This window comes from Methylomonas sp. 2F7, assembly GCF_057126975.1.
In genome coordinates this window covers 3,628,264-3,649,632 of record NZ_CP195203.1, presented here as the reverse complement: position 1 = coordinate 3,649,632, position 21,369 = coordinate 3,628,264, and the positions used below count along the sequence as shown (strand labels likewise).

Sequence of the window (21,369 nt, the reverse complement as noted above, 5' to 3'; positions counted from 1 at the left end):
CCGTAGTAGCGAGGAAACGTTTGTAATGAACGTGGAGCGAAGGGGCAACATCAGGCAGCCTTTGTTGATGTCACAACTGTCTAATGGCAGGAGGATGATGTGAGCGGGGCAAAGCCATTTGTCATCTCAAAAGGACAAGTCATGCGCGCATTTGAATTGGTGAAAGCCAATGCCGGTGCCGCTGGCGTTGATAAGCAATCGTTAGCAGATTTTGAAAGAAATCTGAAAGCCAATCTTTACAAGCTATGGAACCGGCTATCGTCTGGCAGTTACTTCCCGCCGCCTGTGAAAGCGGTAGCCATACCAAAGAAAGCGGGCGGCGAACGGATTTTGGGCATACCCACCGTGAGTGATCGTATTGCTCAAATGGTCGTCAAGCTGGAGTTTGAACCCCAGGTTGAGCCGCACTTTTTGCCTGACTCGTACGGATACAGGCCGAATAAGTCAGCATTGGATGCGGTGGGCGTCACGCGAGAACGTTGTTGGCGTTACGACTGGGTGCTTGAATTTGACATCAAGGGGTTGTTCGACAATATACCGCACAATTTATTGCTTAAAGCGGTCTATCAACATACGGATACACCCTGGGTGAGGTTATATATTGAACGTTGGTTGACGGCGCCGATGCAGATGCCAAATGGAGAGTTGATCAGTCGGGGAAAAGGCACGCCACAAGGTGGGGTTGTCAGTCCCGTGCTCAGTAATCTGTTTCTGCACTATGTATTCGACAAATGGCTGCAAACTCATTACCCGAATACAGTCTGGTGCCGTTATGCCGATGATGGTCTGGTGCACTGCTGTAGCGAGGCGGAAGCCCAACGTATGCTGGAAGTATTGAAACAACGCTTTCAGTCCTGTGGACTTGAACTTCATCCGGTGAAAACCAAGATCGTTTACTGTAAAGATGGTAGTCGCAAAGGGCAATATGAGCATACATCCTTTGATTTTCTCGGATATACGTTTAGACGGCGACTTTGTAGGAATCGTAAGAGAAACAGCGTGTTTGTAAACTTTACGCCCGCAGTGAGTAAAGCGGCGCTGAAGTCAATGCGGCAAAAGATTAGAACGTTACGGGTGCGAACACGTACCGAGTTGAGTTTGGGAGAGATCGCTAAATGGTTGAATCCCATCATCAATGGGTGGCTAGCCTATTATGGTTGTTATACCCGCTCAGCGTTGTACGGACTGTGTCGCCACGTGAATATGACTCTGGTGAGGTGGGCGAGGCGTAAGTTCAAGCCGCTTCGCCAGCACAAGATCAAGGCTATGATGTTTCTGGCGAAGATTGCTGATCAATATCCAAACTTGTTCGCTCATTGGCGAGCGGGAATGATAGGTGCGTTTGCCTGATGGGAGCGGTATGAATCGAGAGGTTCACGTACCGTTCTGCGAGAGGCTGCGGGGGAAGTGCCTGCGGTCTACTCAACAACCGAGCGAGAAGGTTTTAGTCCTCGATAACCGCTGCTAAGGACAGATTTTCTTCGATTAGCTACGAAAATATGCACGGCATCGGGACTCCCGGCGTCAAGTCAACAAGAGCCTATGTTTCGACCCCTTGTTGGGTCGGAACGAGGTGACGCGGACGAATCGCTACGCCGAAGGCATAAGCTGTCGTGTAGTTTGTGCCAATTTTTTAGCGGGATGTCCGAAAAAATCCCCTGGCAAAAATAGTGACTTTCCGGGCCATGAGTCTGGAAAAGTGCCAACAATCGGATGCAACCCCATTCCGGAATCTGACAACACTATCTTCAGAAAGCCCCTTCATCCAAAGTTAAGCCGTTCCTAATACATTCTTAATTAAACCCTCAGGCTTTCTCTCATCTTGTCTCGGTAATCTACTACCCAAGCGAATGGCGATTATCAAGCCGTTCGCATCAGGTTGGGTTTCCAGGGACGGTGACCCTTGTCATTGGAAAAAGACGATATAGGGGTTACACACATGCCACTCGGTTTGGGAAATATATTCAACGGGCTTTTTAAACAGTACGGTCACACGGTGATTCTGTTACTGCGCATCATCGATGTCGCCATGTTGTTTGCTGCCGCTTGGGTGACTCATTATTTCTGGTTACGCGAATATGTTATCGATCAGGATTATCGGATCGTTATCGCGCTGGGCATACTCGGCGCCATCATCTTCTTTGAAATAGGCCAGGTATATCGGCCTTGGCGTAACGATGCGATGCGCGGCGAAATTGCCCGTATCGTCAGGGCCTGGATTTCGGCTTTGGTGGCAGTGGTATCCATTGTTGCCTTGGTGCGGATGCATTTTTGGTTCGGTTCCAGTTATCGCTGGATTGCTTCCTGGGGTGTGCTGGGTTTGGTGTTTGTGCTGGTGGCACGCGGGGTGCTGTCGCAAGTTTTACTTTTCTTGCGGGCTCGCGGCTGGTCGCAGGGCCGCATTGTGATGGTCGGTTTGAATCAAATGGCGGTGGCAGTTGCTCGGCAGTTGAATCATTCATCTTGGGCTGGCCTGCAAGTTATCGGTTATGTCGATGATCGCTCAGAAGAGCGGCAGGCAATCAGCGATTACGTCTTGCCAAGATTGGGTACATTAGACGATTTGCCCAGCATTATTTCCAGTCAATCTATTGACGAAGTGTGGGTGGCCTATCAAGGCGAATCCTTGACCGAGCGGGCCCAGTATCAACTGCGTCATCTGCCGGTCAGCATTCGTCTGGTGATCGACTGCTTTGCCTTCAAACAAAGCAAATTCCTTAGCCTGAACACAGTGGCCGGCATTCCAACTTTGGATTTCTCGGTATCGCCATTGCATGGCATCAATCGCTATATCAAAGAAATTGAGGATCGCTTGCTGGCCTTGATTCTGTTGCTGTTGATCAGCCCCTTAATGTTGTTCCTGGCAGTGGGCGTGAAGCTGAGTTCACGCGGCCCGGTGTTTTATCGTCAGGAGCGGGTGGGTTGGAATAATCGTTCGTTCACGATGCTGAAATTCCGCTCCATGCCGGTCGATGCCGAAGCCAAAACCGGAGCGGTCTGGGCCAAGCCCGGCGAGAATCGCGCTACACCATTCGGTGCTTTCCTGCGCAAAACCAGCCTGGACGAACTGCCGCAATTGATCAATGTGTTGCGTGGCGATATGTCTCTGGTAGGTCCACGCCCTGAGCGTCCTGACTTTGTCGAAGTGTTTAAGGATCAAGTCCCCAACTACATGAAAAAACACATGGTGAAAGCCGGCATTACTGGTTGGGCGCAAGTCAACGGCTGGCGCGGCGACACCGATTTGAACCGCCGCATCGAACATGATTTGTATTACATCCAGCATTGGTCGCTGTGGTTCGATCTGGAGATCGCCTTCCGCACTGTGCTGACCGGATTTATCAATAAAAACGCCTACTAAGGAAACGCTTACATGTTTAGATTGATTCCCATCATGCTGATTTTAACCTTGCCCGGTTGTTTCCTGGCGCCGGGCATGGATATGAATACCGATAACGGTCTGACCGAAATCGAGATGCCGATGAAAAAAGACGGGCAATTGGTTAAGGAAAAAGTCCGCATCGTGCCGATTACCGCCGATTTGATCATCGAGCGGGAGAATAACCGTCAGCAGGCCATTAATAGCCTGCCACCTGTAGACCCCAACAAAACCAGCTACCGCATCGGTCCGCAAGATAGATTGCAGATTACGGTCTGGGAGCATCCGGAACTGAACGATCCCGGCGGCGAGAAAATCATGCCGGAACTGGCCGGTAAAGTCGTGGATGAGAACGGTGACCTGTATTACCCCTATGTCGGCAGCATTCACGTGGCTGGTAAAACCGTCAGCGAAGCCCGCGCCGACTTGACCCGCGAGCTGTCCAAGTATTTCAAAAAGGTCAAACTGGATATCCGCGTGCTGTCCTTCCAGGCGCATCGGGTGGCGGTGGTGGGTGAAGTGGTGCGGCCCGGCGTGCAGACCATGAACGAAACGCCTTTAACCGTCGCGGAAGCTATTACCCGCGCTGGCGGTTCTACTAAAGATTCGGATTTTGCCAATGTGGCGCTGGCCCGCGACGGCAAACTTTACAAGCTGGATGTGCAGTCCATGTACGAAAAAGGCCTGACCACCCAGAACCTGCTGTTGAAAGACGGCGACGTGCTGAATGTCGGCGATCAAAAAGACAGCAAGGTATTTGTGATGGGCGAGGCCAATCGCCAGCAAGCCATCCAGATCAACAAAGGCCGGATGACTCTGTCGCAAGCCTTGGCCGAAGCCTCCGGGGTTGATTTCAATACTTCGCGGCCTGGCGATATTTATGTCATTCGCGCCGGCGACATGCATCCAGAAATATTTCAACTGGATGCCGAATCGCCCGACGCGATGATTCTGGCCGACCAGTTCCCGCTGCAAGCCCACGACACGCTGTTCATCGGTACCGCCGGTGTCACGCAATGGTCGCGGGTGCTGAACCAGATTTTACCTGGCTCGTTTACCGCAATCATGTCGCAAGCCGCGATGATGGGGATGTAACCAATGATTTACTCACAAAACGAAGCTACTCCGATCTTGCAGCCGCTGAATCAGTCGCGGATGACAGAGCCTAGCGTCAGTATTCGCGACTACGTCGATCTGCTGATCGAAGGCCGGAAAACCATATTTATCGCGCTGTGTTCGGTGTTGCTGGTCACCACCGTTTATCTGGTGCTGGCGCCGCGCACCTACAAGGCCGATGCCTTGCTGCGGATCGATAAAAACAAGGCATTGCTGTCCGCGACGCTACGCAGCGAAAACAATCAAGCGCCTGCGGAAGCGGAAAGCCCGCGCGCGCAGCGGGAAGTGGAGATTTTACGATCGCGTTCGGTGTTGGGCAAAGTCGTGGATAACTTGAATTTAACCATAGAAACCGAGCCTTACTTTTTTCCGTTGATCGGGGAAACGCTGGCTCGCAAGCATGATGCGCATGACGGCGTAGCCGATGCCTGGTGGGGTTTCAGCCGTTGGGCCTGGGGTGGCGAAAAGCTGAAAATTGCCGCGTTCAGCGTGCCGGATCGCTATCTTGAAAAGGAATTTACCTTGATCGCGTTGGAAGCCGGTCGTTTTCAATTACTCGATCCACGCGGCGACGAATTGTTGGCCGGCCAGGTTGGCGAAGTATTGAGTGCCGAAATCGGCGAGAAAACGCCGGTGACCATTAAAGTTGAAACCCTGGAAGCGCATCCCGGAACGCATTTCGCATTAACCCGCCGCACCGCGCTGTCGGCCATTGAAACGCTGCAAAAAGCCTTTGCGGTCAAAGAAGTGTCCAAGGACACCGATATTCTGAGCGTGGAATTGAAAGGCCGCGACCCGGAGCAACTGGCCAAATCGGTGAACGATATTGCGGCAATTTACGTGAATGCCACGGTGAATTGGGAGTCGGCGGAAGCCTCGCAAAAACTGGGCTTTCTGGAAAGCCAGTTACCTATTGTCAAGGAACGTCTGGAAAAAGCCGAGCAAGGTTTGAGCGCGTATCGTCAGCAGCACGGTGCGGTGGACATTTCCGCGGAAGCCGAGATCTTGTTGAAACAGGCTTCGGATATGGAAACCCTGGGCATTCAACTCAAACAAAAATACGACGAACAAAGCCAGCGCTTGGAATCCGAGCATCCGGACATGATCTCTACCAACGCGCAGATCAAACGCGTGAATAACAAATTAGCGGCTTTGGAAAAGCGCATCAAGGATTTGCCGAAAACCCAGCAAAACATGGTGAGTTTGTCGCGCGACGTGCAGGTCAACACCGAGCTGTATACCTCCTTGTTGAATAGCGCCCAGGAACAACGCATCGCTGCCGCTGGCTCGTTGGGTAATTCGCGCATCGTCGATTTTGCGGTCACGCCGGAAAAACCTTATTGGCCCAAACCGGGCTTGTTGTTGGCGATTGCCGGTCTGTTGGGCTTGAGCCTGGGCTCGGCTTTGATTTTCCTCAGACATTCCTTGCAACGCCACGATAACTATCCGGCCTTACTGGAATATCAAGTTGGTTTACCGCTGTTCGCCGCGATTCCGCACAGCAAAAAGCAGCATAAACTGGGACGCTTGCTGGGCAAGGATAAAGACAACGGCATTTTAGTCAGCCAGGATCCGTTGGATATTTCCGTCGAGTCGCTGCGCGGTCTGCGCACCACGCTGGAAGCCACGTTGGCGCAGCATGAAAGCAAGGTGATCATGGTCAGCAGTCCGGCACCGGGCATGGGTAAATCCTTTGTCAGCGCCAACTTGGCCGCCTTGTTGGCTAGCATCAAAAAACGGGTGTTGGTGATCGATGCCGATATGCGCAACGGCCGTTTGCACGATACGTTTTCGATTGGCAAGCAACCGGGCTTGTCCGATTTGCTGGCAGGCCGGGCCACGCTGGGCGAAGTGATCGTCAGCTTGCCGGATGTGGGAATCGATTTGATCCCGCGCGGCAATATGGTGCTAAACCCGGCCGAATTACTGGTGCTGGGCGAGTTGTCGGAAACCTTGGAGCAGCTGAAAAGCTTTTACAACCACATCGTCATCGATTCGCCGCCGATTCTGGGCGCGACCGACGCGGCGATTCTGGGCAAGCACGCCGACGCCACTTTTCTGGTAGTGAAAGAAGGCCGCTATACCGCGCAGGAACTGGAAGTCAGCGCCCGCCGCTTCCAGCAAGTGGGCATCAAACCTAACGGTTTCATCATCAACGATATGAAAGAAGGTTCGTCTTACTATCCGTATTACGGTTACGCCTACCAACGCGCGGATCAGGAACCGAAGGACGAATCCAGCTGGAGCGATAAATATCAAGCGGTGGGGGATTGGCTGGGCAAGCAGTTGGACAGGGAGCTGTTACCGGTTCCTGCCGAATCCGACGAGCGGGTTTAACTAGCTGCGATGATACTCCGCCTGGAAAAAGACCTGCCTGTGCTGTTGATTGCGCTGGTCGGCGCGTCAACGGTTGCTTCGCTGCCGCAAGTCGAATCGGCCTGGGCCGGTATCAAGGAAGTCTATGGTGAGCAGGAAATGGGATTGCGGATTCTGCGCGAGGCCTTGTTGGGCGTACTGATCGTTTACGCCTGGCTGGAACAGCGTTTGCGCAACGGAATTTTTACCAGCTCGGTGTTGGCGTTTCTGGGCGTGATTTGCAGCTACGTTCTGTTTGAAGTGGCTTACGCCTTATACCTGGATTTGCCGCTGGTCGTGCCGCTGACCGGCCTTCGGGTGTTCGAATATCTGCCGGTCGCCTTGATCGGCTTCGTCACCAGTCGCTTGGGTGCAGGCGATTACGTGTTGTACAAGTTCGCCAGCTATCTGCGCTATTACCTGGTGTTGCAAACCGGTCTGGCCCTGGCCCAAGCCCTGTGGGCGCCACCCTTGTTCGGCGTGTCGATGCTGGGCGGTGGCCGGCCGTTCGGCACCTTCGTCAGTCCTAATTTATTCGGGGCGACGATGGCGACTTGCGCGCTGGTGTTTGCCGTGGTGCCCGGCATGCGTCGCTGGTTGGCGCTGAGCGTATTTTTAGCGTTGTTGAGCGGTTCGCGTACCGCGTTTATCAGTTCGCTGTTGGTGGTGTTTTTTCAGGTTTACGCCGCATTGCGGCCGCGCGATCGCTGGGCTTTAGTGATGCCGGCGCCAATTTTGGCGGTAGGCGCGTTGATTTTGGCGTCCAGCCCGTTATTGAGCGGCCGCGACGATGCTGACCCTACCCAGGACGGCCGGATCGACTTGTGGCAAAGAGTGTTTGCCAATCATGTGCACGATCCGATGGATGTATTGTTCGGTTGGGGTTTGGGTTTGAGTTCCAACACCGTCAATCTGCTGTTTGGTGCCGAGTATTTTCCGGGTCAATTCGATTCCGATAGCCTGTATTTGTTCTTGTTGAACGGCTACGGCGTGATCGGCTTGTTGGCGTATCTGACGTTTTTATGGATCACGACACGGATGTCTGTCCACCCCAATAAAGGTCTGGTGACCATGTTTATCTTCGCGGCTGGGCTGACTTTCAATATGTGGGAGTATTTTCCGCAGAATGCCTTGTTGATGTTGTTGTGGGGCATGATGGTAGGTGCCGCGGCGAGAAAGCACGGAGTTGCTTCTTCGGACACCCTGCAAGCACCGGTATCCGCGCAAACCAATTATTCGCAGCATTGGCGATAACCCTTGCATATGTTTAGTACCTTAAAAAATTCCAAGTTATGCGGCGATGCCTTTTGGGCTTTGTTCGGCCAGGCGGCGTCGGCGCTAGCCTTGTTGCTGGGAACACGCTTGCTGACCGAACTGGTTAGTCCTGCGGTTTACGGTCAAGTAGCGTTGTTGAACGGTTTTGTGGCGTTGGGCGTGGCGGTGTTTTCTTATCCGTTTATCTGTGCCGGCATGCGAATGTTGCCGGAATGCCAAAATCCGGCTGAGCGCAACGGTTTACATGTTGCTGTCTTATGTTTGACGTTGCAAGCCACCGCGCTGTCGATTGGTTTGTTGATATTGGGCGGTTTTGCCTACGGCTATTTTACCGATAGCAGCTCCGTGCTGTTTTTGTTGGCCGGTGTATTGTTAGCGAGTACGGTACAGCGCGAACTGGGCATACAGTTGGCGATAGGCGAGCGCAAACAGCGCCTGGCCAGTCTTTGGCAAACCAGCGACAGTATTTTACGGCCTGCCTTGGCAATAGCGCTGGTCTGGTGGTTGGGCGGCAATCCGGAATGGGTATTGCTGGGTTATATCCTGGCCAGCTTGCTATCCAATCTGGTTTGGGTTGTCGTCAAACGCCGAAAGGCCGTGCGGATGCCAGCGACTGCCAGCCGGTGTTTCCGCCGCGAAGTGTGGGTTTATGCCTTGCCTTTAATCCCAATGGAATTGATTTTCTGGATCAACGGTTTGGGCGATCGCTATGTGATCGGCTATTTGCTGACTGCCGCCGACGTGGGCCTGTATGCCGCAACGTATATGATCGTCAACGAGGCCTTCAACCGCAGCGCGATGGTGTTGCTGCGCACCTTTCAGCCGGCTTATTTTCAAGCCTTTTCTGGACAGCAATTGCAAAAGGCCTTTTCGATTTTATGGCTGTGGATAGCCAGTGTCGCAGCTTTGGGCGCGGTCGGTTTGTTGCTGTTGCTGCTGACTAAGGATTGGGTGGCTTCGCTGGTGCTGGCAAAATCCTATCACGCCGCGGTGGATTTAATGCCGGCCATGGCGCTGGGCTGTGCCTTGCATGCTTTGGGTACCGCAGTGGCGCAACCCTTGCTGGCACATAAACGCACCAAAACCTTGTTGAAAGGGCGCTTGTGCGGTGCGGTGACGGCGGCGATGACGATTCCCTTACTCGTTAGCCAATACGGCTTGCCTGGCGCGGCTTGGGCCAATCCGGTCTATTTCGGTATCGAAGCCTTGGTGTTGGCGCTGTTGGCAAAACCCTGGCAAGCGAATCACAGCGCCATGCCTGGAACTATTCAAACATTGAGACAAGAGCCGCTAGCGGCGGATGCTTAAAAGTGACAACGGTGAACACGATGACATACGCAACAATGACAACAGAGATTTACGGCGAAGTGCTGCGCGCATGCGTGGCTTGCGGCGGGGAAAAAATCGGTTTTTGGCGGCAAAAAGACTATCTATACACCGATAGCGCCAGCAGCAAAGCATTTCAGATTTACCGCTGCGCGTGCTGCGGCACCGGATTTTTGAATCAACCGCCGCATCGGCAGTGGTTGCAAGCCATCTATCAATACTCGGGGCAGGCGCTGACGCAGGCGATTACGCTGGACGAAGTGTTGGACCGGGAAGCGGCGTTTCCTAACTGCATCGTAGACGCCAAGCGTATGGCGCTGCATGCCGATCAGTTGAACAAGTCCGGCAATCACCGGGCTCTGGATATTGGTTCCGGCTTTGGCTTTTATACCAGAGCCTTGCGTTTGCTGGGTTATCGCACCGTCAGCATCAATCCGGGCCAATATGAAAACCGGGTGTTCCAGGATTTAAACGGCGACGAACCCTTGCCTATCATGTTCGAGCAGTATCAGCCGGAGCAGACGTTTGGTGTCGTGGTGATGTCGCAAGTGTTGGAGCACATACTCGAACCGGATCGCACTATTTCCAAAGTGGCCGATCTTCTAGAAAGCGGCGGCGTGCTGGCATGCGCGGTGCCTAATTATGCGTCGTTTTTGGTCAAGCTACTGGGTACCAAGGAGAACGCCTGCTTGTGGGTGCCGGAACACGTCAATTACTTTACCGAAAAAGGTCTGAAAAGCTTGCTGGAGCGTCACGGCTTACGGGTGGTTAAAACTGAGCAAGTCACCCGGATTCAGTACAACGCGCTATCCAAGCGCTTGGGTCTGACCGGCCGCTTGGCCAAACTGGCAGACACCTTGATGAAGTATGCTCAGATACCGTTCGCTGCGTTAATGGATACCTTGGGTTTGGGCATCTATTTGAACGTCTATGCGGTGAAGCAATAAGCCATGTTGACCGTTGTTATTCTGACCCAAAACGAGGCAGCCAATCTGCCGCGTTGTTTGGCGGGTATACCACAGCGCTACCCCATCGCGATTGTCGATTCCGGTAGTACCGATAACACGCTGGCAATTGCCCAAGAACGTGGCTGTGCGATTCACCGCAATCCCTGGCCCGGTTTTGCCGAACAACGCAATTTCGCCATCCGGCAGTGCGGCATAGATACACCCTGGATTTTATTCGTCGATGCCGACGAAATCTACCCACAAGCCTTTTACGATTGGTTTGAAGCCAAACTGTCCGAGACAACCGCCATAGATGTATTGATGGTGCCGTCGGTGTTGTATCTGCGTGGAAAGCGTCTAAATCATGCGCCCGGCTATCCGATCTATCACCCCAGGCTGGTGCGCCGCGAGAACACCCGTTTTGTGCGCAATCACACCGGTCATGGCGAAGCGGTGCTGGATACTTGTAGGATCGGCTATTCCGATATTCCTTACGAGCATTATTTTTATCACGGCGAAATTATCGAATGGATGCATAAACACGTCGGCAAGGCTGCGCAGGAAGTGACACTGCATCCGACTGCCGGCGCGGTGATGACCACGCGTGGTCGCTTAAGCGTATTGCTCGGGCGCTCCTGGCTGCGGGTGCTGGCGCGGTTTTGTTACCACTATTTATTGCGTGGCGGTTTCTTGGACGGTGCGGCCGGGTTGGAGTTTGCGTTGATGTTTACTTGGTACGAGGCCACGATTTATTTGCAAGCAAAAGCCGGTAATTGGGCGAGGAGTGCGGTATGAAAGTTTCGCTGGTGTTGGCAACCTTGGGTAGGGACTGCGAAGTCTTGGATTTTATGAAGTCCTTGTTGTTTCAAACCTATAAAAACTTCGAGCTGATCGTCATCGATCAAAATCGCGACGGCAAGCTCGACGCCATTCTGGAGGCCTACCGAACGCTGATGGACATCAAGCACATCAAGGTGGATTTTACCGGCAACGCCCGGGCCAGGGATTACGGCATTGGCCTGGCGCAAGGCCGTATCGTCGCCTTTCCGGACGACGATTGTGCCTACGACAAGGATGTGTTGGAAAAAGTGGTCGCTGAGTTTAAGCGGCGCGAAGGTCTGGCGATTCTGGTGGCGGGTTCCTACGAGTTTTCTGCCACCCGCTTCAGTATTGGTGTGAATAGCCACAAAGCTGGCTATTTCAATCGTTTCCGGATGATGGGGGTGGAATTTACCCAGTTTTTTGATCTGCAACGGGTCGATAGGCGGCAGTTTCATCTGGATCACGATTTTGGCATCGGTTCAAAATATTCCGGCGCGGAAGGCTTTGAATTGCTGTACCGCTTGTTGCGCGCCGGCGGTAATGCGTTTTACACGCCAGAGATCAAGATTTATCACGCCAACAAGGATCATTACAAGCTAGGCACCGCCAGGATGCTGATGTATTCCACCGGCATCGGCGCTTATATCCGCAAGTTTACCAATCAGCATGATGTGTTCATTTGGTATTACATCCTGCGCAAGATGTTTGTTGCACCGGTGTTGAAAATGGCCTTGGCGCTGGTCACCTTCAATCCGCAAAAACTGGCGTATTCGTTTTACAACCTGGTCGGTATCTGGCGCGGGTTTTTGGCGTACGGCAAATCAGAAAAATGTATTTAAAGACTGTTTCAGGAGAAATGAAATGGATGTAGGTATTGTCACGACCCACGTGCCGCCGGCTAAAGGCTACGGCGGGGTATCGGTCACCTGTGGCGTGTTGACCAAAGCCTGGGCGGAGCGCGGTCACAAGATGGCGTTGGTTGCTGCCGACGAGTCGATAGACGCTCGCTTGCGCGCTGAAGATGTAAAGCTGGGCAAGCAAGTCGATGTCAGGCTGTATCGTTGTTACGGCTTCCGGCGTTGGGGCTTTGGCTTGGGTGCGGTTTCGGAGATATTTAAACTCTGCTGGCAAGCGCCGCGCATGTATATTCACGGGATTGCCACTTGGCCTTCGACCTTGGCGGCCGTGTTTTGCGTATTGCTGCGTCGGCCATTTATGGTGGCGGTACACGGCGGCTTGATGCCGGAACATGTGGCGCTGATTCGTCGGCAAAAGCCGCACAAATGGTTGTTTTACAAGTGGTTGACTTTTCCGACCCTGCGCCGAGCTATTGCGGTGCATTGCACCAGCGATACCGAAGCGATGGGTGTAACCGATGTATTGGGAAAGAACGCCAGGGTCTTACTGGTGCCGAACGGCATAGACAGTCGGGATTTCCAAGTCGCGGGCTATCCGCAAGGCGAGGGCACGCAGCTGTGTTTTCTGGGCCATGTGCAGCAAGAAAAAGGCATCAATGCGTTTATCCGAGCCTGGTTGCAAACGCGCCGGCCAAATGACCGCTTGGTTGTGGCCGGCCGCAGTGTCGATGGCGCTTATTTTGAAGAGTTTCAGGATTTGCTGGCACAGGCGCAAGGTGCCATCAGCTATAAAGGTTATCTGCCGGTCGCTGACGTCAAGCAGTTGTTGGCCGACAGTCATTTCCTGGTATTGCCATCCGGTCTGGAGGAAACTGGCGGCATGCGCGAGAACTTTGGCAATGTGGTCGCCGAAGCGATGGCGGCCGGCCGGCCGGTGCTGGTCGCGAAAGGCCTAGCTTGGGATCACTTGGCAAGCTACGGCGCGGGTTTGGTGTTTGAGCGCAACGAGACTTCGGTCTGTGCCGTGCTGCGGCAAACGCACGTGCTCAATCAAGCGACCTGGCAAGAAATGTCACTGCGTAGCCGGCAATATGTCGAACAGCAGCTGGACCCGGTTAAATTAGGCGATAAAGTCTGGAACGTGTTGACTAAGGCGAATCATGCCAGTCTGCCGCAATCCTTGATAGAGGGTTCTTCTTATGAATAAAGTGGGCTTGATTGTGCCGACCCTGAATGCCGGCGAACTTTGGGCATCCTGGTTGCAGGCCTTTGCTGCGCAAACGGTGAAGCCGGATTATTTACTGTTGATAGATTCCTCATCCGACGACCATACAGTGGCTTTGGCGCTTGAAGCGGGTTTTGAGGTGCAGGTGATACCCAAATCCGAGTTTAATCACGGCGGTACCCGGCAATTCGGTGTGAATTGGCTGGCGGATGCGGATATTCTGGTGTTCCTGACTCAGGATGCTTTGCTGGCGGGACCCGATGCCATCGAAAAGTTGCTGGCAGCGTTTGTGGATGATAGCGTCGGCGCTGCTTACGGCCGGCAATTGCCGCACCGCAATGCCGGGCCAATCGGCGCACACGCTCGTTTATTCAATTATCCGCCGCAAAGCCAGTTACGCAGCCTGCAAGATAAGGCGCAATTCGGCATCAAGACTGTGTTTATATCCAATTCTTTTGCAGCTTATCGGCGTAGTGCATTAATGGGCGTTGGCGGGTTTCCGCTGAACACCATCATGAACGAAGATACTTTTGTGGTCGGCAAGATGTTGCTAAACGGCTGGAAAGTGGCATATTGCGGGGATGCCGCCGTGTTTCATTCGCACGATTACGGGTTTTCCGACGAATTTAAGCGCTATTTCGATATCGGCGTGTTTCATGCGCATACTGCTTGGTTGCAGAAAACCTTTGGCGGTGCTGCGGGCGAGGGCCGGCGGTTTGTCGTGTCAGAGCTGACGTATCTGCTGAAAAATGCGCCTTGGCTGCTACCGTCGGCAGGTTTGCGCACCGCTCTGAAATGGCTGGGCTATAAAATGGGCGGGGTAATGCACGCTAGAATGCCGCAGAGTGTGAACAGATGCTTTAGTTTGCATAAAGCGTATTGGGTAGGCGCTATTTCTGAAAATAGCGGTAACGGCAGATCGTAACGCGATAATTTCCGGACACCAATTAAGCCAGTATTTCCGCGGAATAACGGCAAAACTGGTTCTAAAATTAATCCAATCCTCATCTAATCCTAATCTAAATTACAGTTTTTCTTCATCTTGACTCTGTAGATTCCTAACCAACATTGTGTTTTTCCGGTCCGAACCGGTTTTTTCTGTTAATTGTATCTAGGCGTCTCGCCAGTATAGTTCTGCGAAAATTTAGTAAAAACACACTGTTGGATCTGCTTGCAGGACGATAGCGTCTTGTACCGATAGAGCGGGGATAACAGATACATTTGTTATCAATTCTTTAAGTTTGAAGAGTAGTGCCCGGATGTTTAGGGAATTTGATTAATTACGTTATGGAGTTTCATCTTGATTTCTGAAAAGCATTCATTTGATAGTTGTTTTGAGGTTTTTTTAGCTGACACGCCTGAAAGCAAACGCATTCATTACAACCTCAGATACCAAGTCTATTGCGACGAAATGGGTTATGAGGATAAAGAAAATTTTCCGGAACAAATGGAATTCGACGAATGGGATCGCCATTCCGTGCATTTCATGGTTCGACACAGATACACCGGGCAATGGCTGGGTGCATTACGCTTGGTTTATCAGAACCAAGCCGTTTTCCCTTTCGAAGCCAAATGCGTTCCCGACCAGCCGATCAGTGCTGAGCAATACCAACAATCAATAGAAATATCCCGCCTCTGCGTATTGAGAGAAGCCCGACGCTTCGCACCAAGAGCTTTCCCGCAACAGGATACTGATGCGGAACAAGTTGCGAAGGACAGCGGTAATATCAGATACCTGCATACCATCAAAAATCAGACTCGCAGCATTATGTGGGGCCTGTACCGAGCTGCGGTCGTCTATTCGGCGCAGAACGATATTAAACAGTGGTACATATTGGTGACCCCATCCTTGGCTTACGCGGTTAAGAAAGAGGGTTTCGAAATGCAACAAGTAGGTGGCGCTTGCGATCATCGCGGTCAGCGTATTCCTTACGCCTTGGATGTTGAGCATATTCTTGCCAATCCTTTGTGGCAAAAAGACTACCAAGAGGATTATCGCAAATATTCCGAATTGCTTGAGCAATCGGTGGCTAAGCGGCAAAGAGCCTAGGATATTGGCGCGCGATCATTCCTTTCTCAGATACCATTTTTTCTTGCATCCAAAAAAGCCCAGCTTGCGCTGGCGACCCATTAAACTTTGGCTGCGCGGCTGCCAGAGTGGAATACACCGACTACTGCCGGCACTGATGCCGTGAACGTTAGCTTGCAGACAGCCCTTACGTCATGCGGCAACTGCCGTTCGCGAGGCTGGGTTTTTTAAACCCCTCATAAATATTCCCGGTAATCTCCCTCTTTTGAAAGTAATTACGTCGCGGCTCTTCGTTAAGTCTTTACTTGCCCAGCTCTACTAACGACATATCGAGCAAGCTTAAGCTGTTTAATTTGGCGCTAGCTGAAAAGAACCAAGCTCCCCATCCCCAAACCGAAACTTAATGCCTCAGGTTAAGCCGTACCGGGAATCTACATAAGATATAGCCCGGACATAAACGATCCATTTTGAATTTGCTTAAGCTGCCGGCCATCGTTGCAGACACTGTGCAGCAGCTTTTGGGTCGGCATTTTTCTGTCGTATTCCAGCAGCTTACGGTAAAGTTGCAGAGTCAAACTGATATACTGGCTTTCGTCTGTCTCAGCTTAGCTATCTGCTGTTCCGGGTCGGAAGCCTACGTCATTATTATAAAAACTATATTAGCCAGGATTATTTATGGAAGCTTATTTGCCCATGATTCAAAGCATACTGTCGGATTGGTATCGATTTACGCTGGAAAACCAGGAATATGCCGGCGCTTTAGCGCTTGCCGTGTGGTTACTGACGGCGATGTTTTACAGTATCAGGATTTATTTTTTAAAGAAAACCAATGCCATCAATTTAAAAGCGCGTCTCGCCTTACAAGCCGATTTAGAGGCAGCGCAACAGCAGCAGCAAGCCTTGCAAGAGCAATTAACCGCGAACACCGAGCAGATGGAAGTCGCCAAAACCGTTGCTGATAACGAAGCTCAACGGGCAGCCGGTCTGGAAGAAAAACTGGTACAGGCAAATCGGCAGGTGATCGACAGCGTCAAAACCTTGGCCACCAGTTTCGAATTGACCGAGCCAGTCTTACCGGCTGCTAACGATCTGCAATCGACCGATCTGTGGCCGCGATATTTCGCGCTTACCGCGCAAATTACCGAACGCTTTAAAGCCGAACAACAAGGCAAAACCGAGCTGCAACTGGCTCTGTGGGCGGAAACCTCCAAACTGGCCGAAAAAGATGCGCTGATTGGGCCATTGCAGTTGCGTTTGGAATCGCAAACCGAACAGCTGAATAAACTGGAATTGGCGGTGGAAGAGCAAAAAATTCTGCGCGAGCGCGATCAAGCCAGCGCCGAAAAATTGTTGGCGGACACCATTGCCAAACATCAAGCCGAGTTGGCGCGTTACGCCGACTCGGCCAAACATTCGGTGGCACCAGCAGCGGCTTACTCGCAGCCGGTATCTCAGCCGGAGCCCAACGTGGTTATCAACGAAGCTCCCGCCATCCAACCCGCCCCGGCTATAGTTGCTGAGCCTGTTGTGGCTCAGGCACCTGTCGAGCCGCCAAAGCTAGTCGAGCGTGAAGTTGCGCAGGTTGTCGAGAAGCCCAAAGCAGTGGTTGCCGAGCCGGCACCGGCGAAGCAGTCATCCGTCGATAAATTGGCCGAAAAAAGCGGCGGTTTCGGCAAGTTCAAGCAAATGTTGAATAACACCATGCAGCAGATGGCGAAGTTGGATCAAAAGCTGGGTACACAGACCGAAGTCGCTGCCGAGGCCATCCAGGAAGAGTTGGAAGAAATCGCCGCGCCTATAATGGAAGCGGCTGTTGAGCTTAAGGAAAATGTGTTGGAAATCGCGGAAACTGCCTCGGAAGCGGTTAAAGAGCCGGCTGCCGGCGTTAGCAGTAAGCTGAAAGGTTTGTTCGGTAAAAAATCGGCAGAGCCTGCCGTTGCGCCTGAACCGGTAGCGGTAGAACCCGAGCCAATTGCCGAGCCAGTTGCCGCCGCAGCCGAGCCCGCGAAGCCAGCCGGGCTAAAAGGTTTGCTGAAAAAGTGGAAATGATAGTTTCCGCTGCTTAGACATCAGCCGGGCGAGAGCTGTTTGCCCGGCTGCTTAATCTGCCTGCGTCTTCCAATTCATCCGCCACCGCTCCCGTTTCTAAGCGGAAGGCACTCCAATCGAAATCCGCCATGGGCGGGGACCGGCCCAAAAGCAGGCGTAGGGTGTGGTGAATTTACGAACCGCACCAATCGCGAACGATGCGCTTCACTCTGTTCAGCACATCCTATGGCCCTGACCGCAATGTAATGGAACTTTTGTAGCCTCGATGCAGCGCTAGCGGAATCGAGGGCGTCGGCCTGCCCATCATCAAGCCCTTATCGACAATTGAAGTGTGTTGGCCTTCGGAACCTCGATTCCATCGAGGCTACTTGCTTTGGCTTCAGTGACCGCAGTGGAATGGATAGCCGCCTGATAGTGTTTATGATTGCAAGACCGGAGCTGGTCTTGCGTAGCCTCGATGCAGCGTTAGCGGAATCGAGGGTGTAGACCATCCGTCATCAGACTAACCTCGCCAAATTTTAAGGGTGTTGGACTTCGACTCCTCGATTCTATCGAGGCTACTTGCTGTTCAGGATTCCTATCTCGGACAAAGTGAATCAGCCAATTAGTATGATCATGTCTCATGAGTTATAGCGTTCAGGGTAAGGCGGGCCAGGTGGCCTCGCCTCGACCGAGGGGTTAGGCGTCACTGCGGGCGCCTAGCATCAACGATCTTCAGCAGGTGTGAGGCGAGGATGATCATGTCTCGGGCTTCTTTGGCTTCGATCTCGACGCGACGATGTGAAGAAGGATTCTTGTAGCTTCCAATCGCACCGGTCATCAGGCTCATGAGCGCGACACGTTCACCACGTTCAGCGTTCATGTCGGTCAAGGGACCGTCCTCAGGATGAAAGGCTCTGCTGGCGAGTGGCACTCCCACGAGGTCGTGTCCTAGGTTCGCGGCAGTTCGTATCGATACCTCCAGCGCTTTGAAGGCCTCGAACACCGCCGTCTCGAACCGAGACTGAAAGAACAGTGGCCGCACGTGGAGCAGCAGCTCCGGATGTAAGAACGCCTCCGGCAACTGCTCGCTCGTCATGAACTGCCGAAGTGCTTGATGGTCACGGAGGGCCTCACCCTGACGAGTGGGCAAATACCACTCGTTGTCTTGCTCTGGGTGTCTTGCGATGAACCCGTTCGCCTCGAGCCACGACCAGGCAGAGGAGCAGGCGATGCCGACAGCATCGTCGTCCGGCTGTCCAGGCGGAGCGTACTCGCGGCCGGTCTGCATGCAGAAATTGCGGCGATTCCACACACCGCGTTCCATTGGCCCCGCGGACATCAGCACCTCCAGCACACACCCAGCGAGGTCAGCTGTTTGCATTCCGGCCACGGCATTGCTTTCAGGGATGAGTGCGCGCAGTGGGGTCATTCGTGACGCCTAACAAGGAATTGGATAGTTTCCGTATATCTACCGAAAAACGATCTTCGGCACGATAAATTATTGATCTGCATATCATCTTCCTTTCTGTATATCAATCGACGGATAAGTAATGATTGGTAACGGCCAGACCGCTGTTATTGGATCAGAGCGAGCGATAGAACGCAACGGGGTGGTTATGACCGTTAGTGACTTCCAAAAGTCGAAATCACTACCGGCATAATCTTATCGAAATCGGTAACCGCCGCGTCATCGGAACACGTGGCGGACTTCAATCGGAATAGCCAAGCCGCCTAAACTTCCGGCACAAAAAAGAACGGGCTGCCTTCGTGGCCGGCATGCTGTAAGGGGGCGTATTGCGGCATTTGTTCAAAACCGCCGCGCGCCGCCGACGCTCTTACTTGATTGGCCACATCCCGGAAGATGTCGTAGTCCTCGATAATCCGTTTGTTACCGCGCAATACTTTCAAAAATGCGTTGGCAAAGACGGAATGATCGCCTCCGCCTTGGTCCATAACCGGTTTCACGCCGCCGGAAGTTAGCACGGTGCGGGCCTTGCGGCTGTTCATGGCTTTTAACCAGCGTTCGCGCTTGGCGTCGTCCATGCCTTCTGGCAGTTTGGCCACCGCCGAACCGGTCAGAGCGCCGGAGTAGCAGGAATCGGCCACTACCATAATGTGCTTAGCCGGCATGATGCTCAAGAACTCGGTGATGCTTTGGCTGGAAATCCAGTTGGCGCTATTGCCGGTTTCCGAATCGACCGGTAGCCAATAAGCGGTCTGACTTTTCTTGTCGATCTCGCCATGGCCGGCGTAATAAACCAGTAAATTATCCTGTTCGGTGAGTTTTTGATTCAGTTCGTTAAACGCGGACATGATCGCGTGGCGATTGGCGTTGATCAGCAATTTGGTTTTGAACCCGTAGCGCTCACGTAGTAGCAGTTCCAGGCTTTTGGCGTCGGCGATTGGTGTTTTTAATGAAGGATAAGCGCCGTATTCGTTATTGCCGATGATGATTGCATAGAATTTGCCGAATTGAATATTGCCAGAGCGTTTCAATTCGCTGCCGTTGCTGCTCGGAAACACTTCCTCGGCCGCATTGCCGGACGCCAGCAGGCGCAAGCTCAAGTCACTGCTTTGATTGCGCTTGTCGGTGGCGACGATGCGCACCAAGGTTTCGTCGCCTTTTAAACTAACGTCTGTTTCAAAACGGCCGTTGGCATCGACTTTTATCGCTTTGTCGTTCAACAATAAACGGCTCAAGCCGGTCGCCGCGTCTATTTTGCCGACGATGCGTTTGCTGCTCTCGCCCAAGCCAAATTGAATGCTGGGAATACCCCGAGTGACGGTGACGGCGGGTTCCAGTAATTCGATATTGGGGCCGTTGCCGCTCGCCACCAGATTTGAGCTTTGTTGTTGTAGTTTTTCTTTCAGCGCGGCAATTTCCTTGGCTTGCTGTTGTAAGGCCTGCTTGCGCAGATCTATTTGGTTTCTGTCCAGTTTGTCCGATGAGGTTAGCCAGCCGGTCAGTTCCGCGGATTGCTTTTGATAGGTTTCGATTTTTTCGTTGAGCTTGTTCTCGATGTCGTTGGTTTTGCTTTCAGCGGCTTTCGCACTGGGGCTTTGCTGGCGCGCCGCTTCCAGCTCGCGTTTCATGCGTTGTCTTTCCTGGCTGAGCGACTGTGTCAGACTGCCCAATTTGGCTTGCTGGTCTTTTAACTGGCTTTCTTTTTCGTGCAATTGCTTTTCCAGCGATTCAATGTCGCTGGAGCCGCTAGGCGTAACGGATTTTTGTTGTTGTAGTTTGTTACGCAAGGCTTCCAATTCATCTTGAGCCTTACGCAAACTGTCCTGTTGATCCAGGGTTTGCTGACGGGTGCTTTGCAGTTGCTCTCGCAGTTGCTCTGCTTCGCGGCGTGATTCGGCTACTTCGCTGCGCAGTGTCGCTAATTCTTCGCTATTGGCGATGGCTTGGGCATTCACGGCTGGGGCGAACTGGATGCCGGCGTCCTCCAGGCCGGCCGATTTGCGATACCAACGCAACGCGGCTTCCTTGTCTTCTGTAACGCCCAGCCCTTTTTCATAGAGATGGCCCAAGTTCAACTGTGCTTGAGAGTTACCTTGGTTGGCGGCTTTTTCGTACCACTGCGCGGCGGCTTTATAGTCGGCTTGCGTGCCCAGGCCTTTTTCGAAAATCTCGCCGACATAGAGCTGCGCGGCGGCGTCGCCTTCCTGGGCTTTGGGTAGCCAGATATTTAAGGCGCTGGCGTAGTTGGCGCGATCATATGCGACATATTCGCCGCCGCGTACTTCGCAATCGGCGGCGGTAGTCCGAATCGGGCGGCGGGCACTGAGATAGGTCATTTGCGAGCCGAGTTTGCGTACTTGGCCCGGTAACAAACAATCGACGACAAACAGTTTACTGGTATCTGCCACGATATAGCCTTCGGTAGCCTTGGCCATTTCTTCCTGGCTGACATCTCTGGCGCAGGCGGACATTAAAATGCCGCCGATTGCCAATGCGAGTGTACGATTCAATACTCTTTGTGTAGCCATGAGGTGCCGCCTTC

The 21,369-nt window shown here is 52.8% G+C and carries 15 protein-coding genes; 13 read left to right on the top strand and 2 right to left on the bottom strand.

Features of this window, described 5'->3' with window-relative positions; all coding sequences use genetic code 11:
* Positions 1–141 precede the first annotated feature (141 nt).
* The 13 genes from ltrA to ACR64Q_RS16315 all read left to right on the top strand — a co-directional run bounded on the left by ltrA (position 142) and on the right by ACR64Q_RS16315 (position 17,380).
* A complete protein-coding gene (gene ltrA, locus ACR64Q_RS16375; RefSeq protein ID WP_483823304.1) occupies positions 142–1,350 on the top strand; it encodes a group II intron reverse transcriptase/maturase in 1,209 nt (402 codons plus the stop codon).
* Positions 1,351–1,939: 589 nt separating this feature from the next.
* The gene (locus tag ACR64Q_RS16370; protein WP_026602052.1) at positions 1,940–3,361 is read left to right on the top strand and encodes an undecaprenyl-phosphate glucose phosphotransferase; all 1,422 of its coding nucleotides are present in this window, start codon (positions 1,940–1,942) and stop codon (positions 3,359–3,361) included.
* Positions 3,362–3,373: 12 nt separating this feature from the next.
* A complete protein-coding gene (locus ACR64Q_RS16365) occupies positions 3,374–4,474 on the top strand; it encodes a polysaccharide biosynthesis/export family protein (RefSeq protein ID WP_026602051.1) in 1,101 nt (366 codons plus the stop codon).
* 3 nt (positions 4,475–4,477) lie between these two features.
* Positions 4,478–6,832 (top strand): polysaccharide biosynthesis tyrosine autokinase, encoded by a 2,355-nt coding sequence (locus ACR64Q_RS16360; protein ID WP_313732458.1) that lies wholly within the window; start codon positions 4,478–4,480, stop codon positions 6,830–6,832.
* Between the two features lie 9 nt (positions 6,833–6,841).
* A complete protein-coding gene (locus ACR64Q_RS16355) occupies positions 6,842–8,104 on the top strand; it encodes an O-antigen ligase family protein (RefSeq protein WP_313732457.1) in 1,263 nt (420 codons plus the stop codon).
* 9 nt (positions 8,105–8,113) lie between these two features.
* The gene (locus ACR64Q_RS16350; protein WP_313732456.1) at positions 8,114–9,433 is read left to right on the top strand and encodes a lipopolysaccharide biosynthesis protein; all 1,320 of its coding nucleotides are present in this window, start codon (positions 8,114–8,116) and stop codon (positions 9,431–9,433) included.
* Positions 9,434–9,453: 20 nt separating this feature from the next.
* On the top strand, positions 9,454–10,398 hold the full coding sequence (locus ACR64Q_RS16345; RefSeq protein WP_313732455.1) for a class I SAM-dependent methyltransferase: 945 nt from the start codon (positions 9,454–9,456) through the stop codon (positions 10,396–10,398).
* Positions 10,399–10,401: 3 nt separating this feature from the next.
* Positions 10,402–11,193 (top strand): glycosyltransferase family 2 protein, encoded by a 792-nt coding sequence (locus ACR64Q_RS16340; protein ID WP_313732454.1) that lies wholly within the window; start codon positions 10,402–10,404, stop codon positions 11,191–11,193.
* Positions 11,190–12,059, top strand: coding sequence for a glycosyltransferase family 2 protein (locus ACR64Q_RS16335; protein ID WP_313732453.1), 870 nt, complete (start codon positions 11,190–11,192; stop codon positions 12,057–12,059). Before ACR64Q_RS16340 ends, ACR64Q_RS16335 begins: the two co-directional genes overlap by 4 nt.
* Before the next feature lie 22 nt (positions 12,060–12,081).
* Entirely contained in the window at positions 12,082–13,284 is a 1,203-nt protein-coding gene (locus ACR64Q_RS16330) for a glycosyltransferase family 4 protein (protein WP_313732452.1), read from the top strand.
* Positions 13,277–14,227: a glycosyltransferase family 2 protein gene (locus ACR64Q_RS16325; protein WP_313732451.1), complete on the top strand. Its 951-nt coding sequence runs from the start codon at positions 13,277–13,279 to the stop codon at positions 14,225–14,227. The genes ACR64Q_RS16330 and ACR64Q_RS16325 overlap by 8 nt, the downstream gene beginning before the upstream one ends.
* 375 nt (positions 14,228–14,602) lie before the next feature.
* A complete protein-coding gene (locus tag ACR64Q_RS16320) occupies positions 14,603–15,352 on the top strand; it encodes a PEP-CTERM/exosortase system-associated acyltransferase (protein WP_036275841.1) in 750 nt (249 codons plus the stop codon).
* 654 nt (positions 15,353–16,006) lie between these two features.
* Positions 16,007–17,380 carry a hypothetical protein gene (locus ACR64Q_RS16315; protein ID WP_313732450.1) on the top strand — a complete coding sequence of 458 codons (1,374 nt, stop codon included), beginning with the start codon at positions 16,007–16,009 and terminating at the stop codon, positions 17,378–17,380.
* A 685-nt stretch (positions 17,381–18,065) separates the two neighbouring features.
* Here ACR64Q_RS16315 and ACR64Q_RS16310 read toward each other — a convergent pair.
* Together ACR64Q_RS16310 and ACR64Q_RS16305 are read right to left on the bottom strand one after the other, a co-directional pair.
* Complete coding sequence (locus ACR64Q_RS16310) at positions 18,066–18,791, bottom strand: TIGR02391 family protein (protein ID WP_313732449.1); 726 nt, start codon at positions 18,789–18,791, stop codon at positions 18,066–18,068.
* A gap of 302 nt (positions 18,792–19,093) precedes the next feature.
* Positions 19,094–21,355 carry a caspase family protein gene (locus ACR64Q_RS16305; RefSeq protein ID WP_313732448.1) on the bottom strand — a complete coding sequence of 754 codons (2,262 nt, stop codon included), beginning with the start codon at positions 21,353–21,355 and terminating at the stop codon, positions 19,094–19,096.
* Positions 21,356–21,369: the final 14 nt, after the last annotated feature.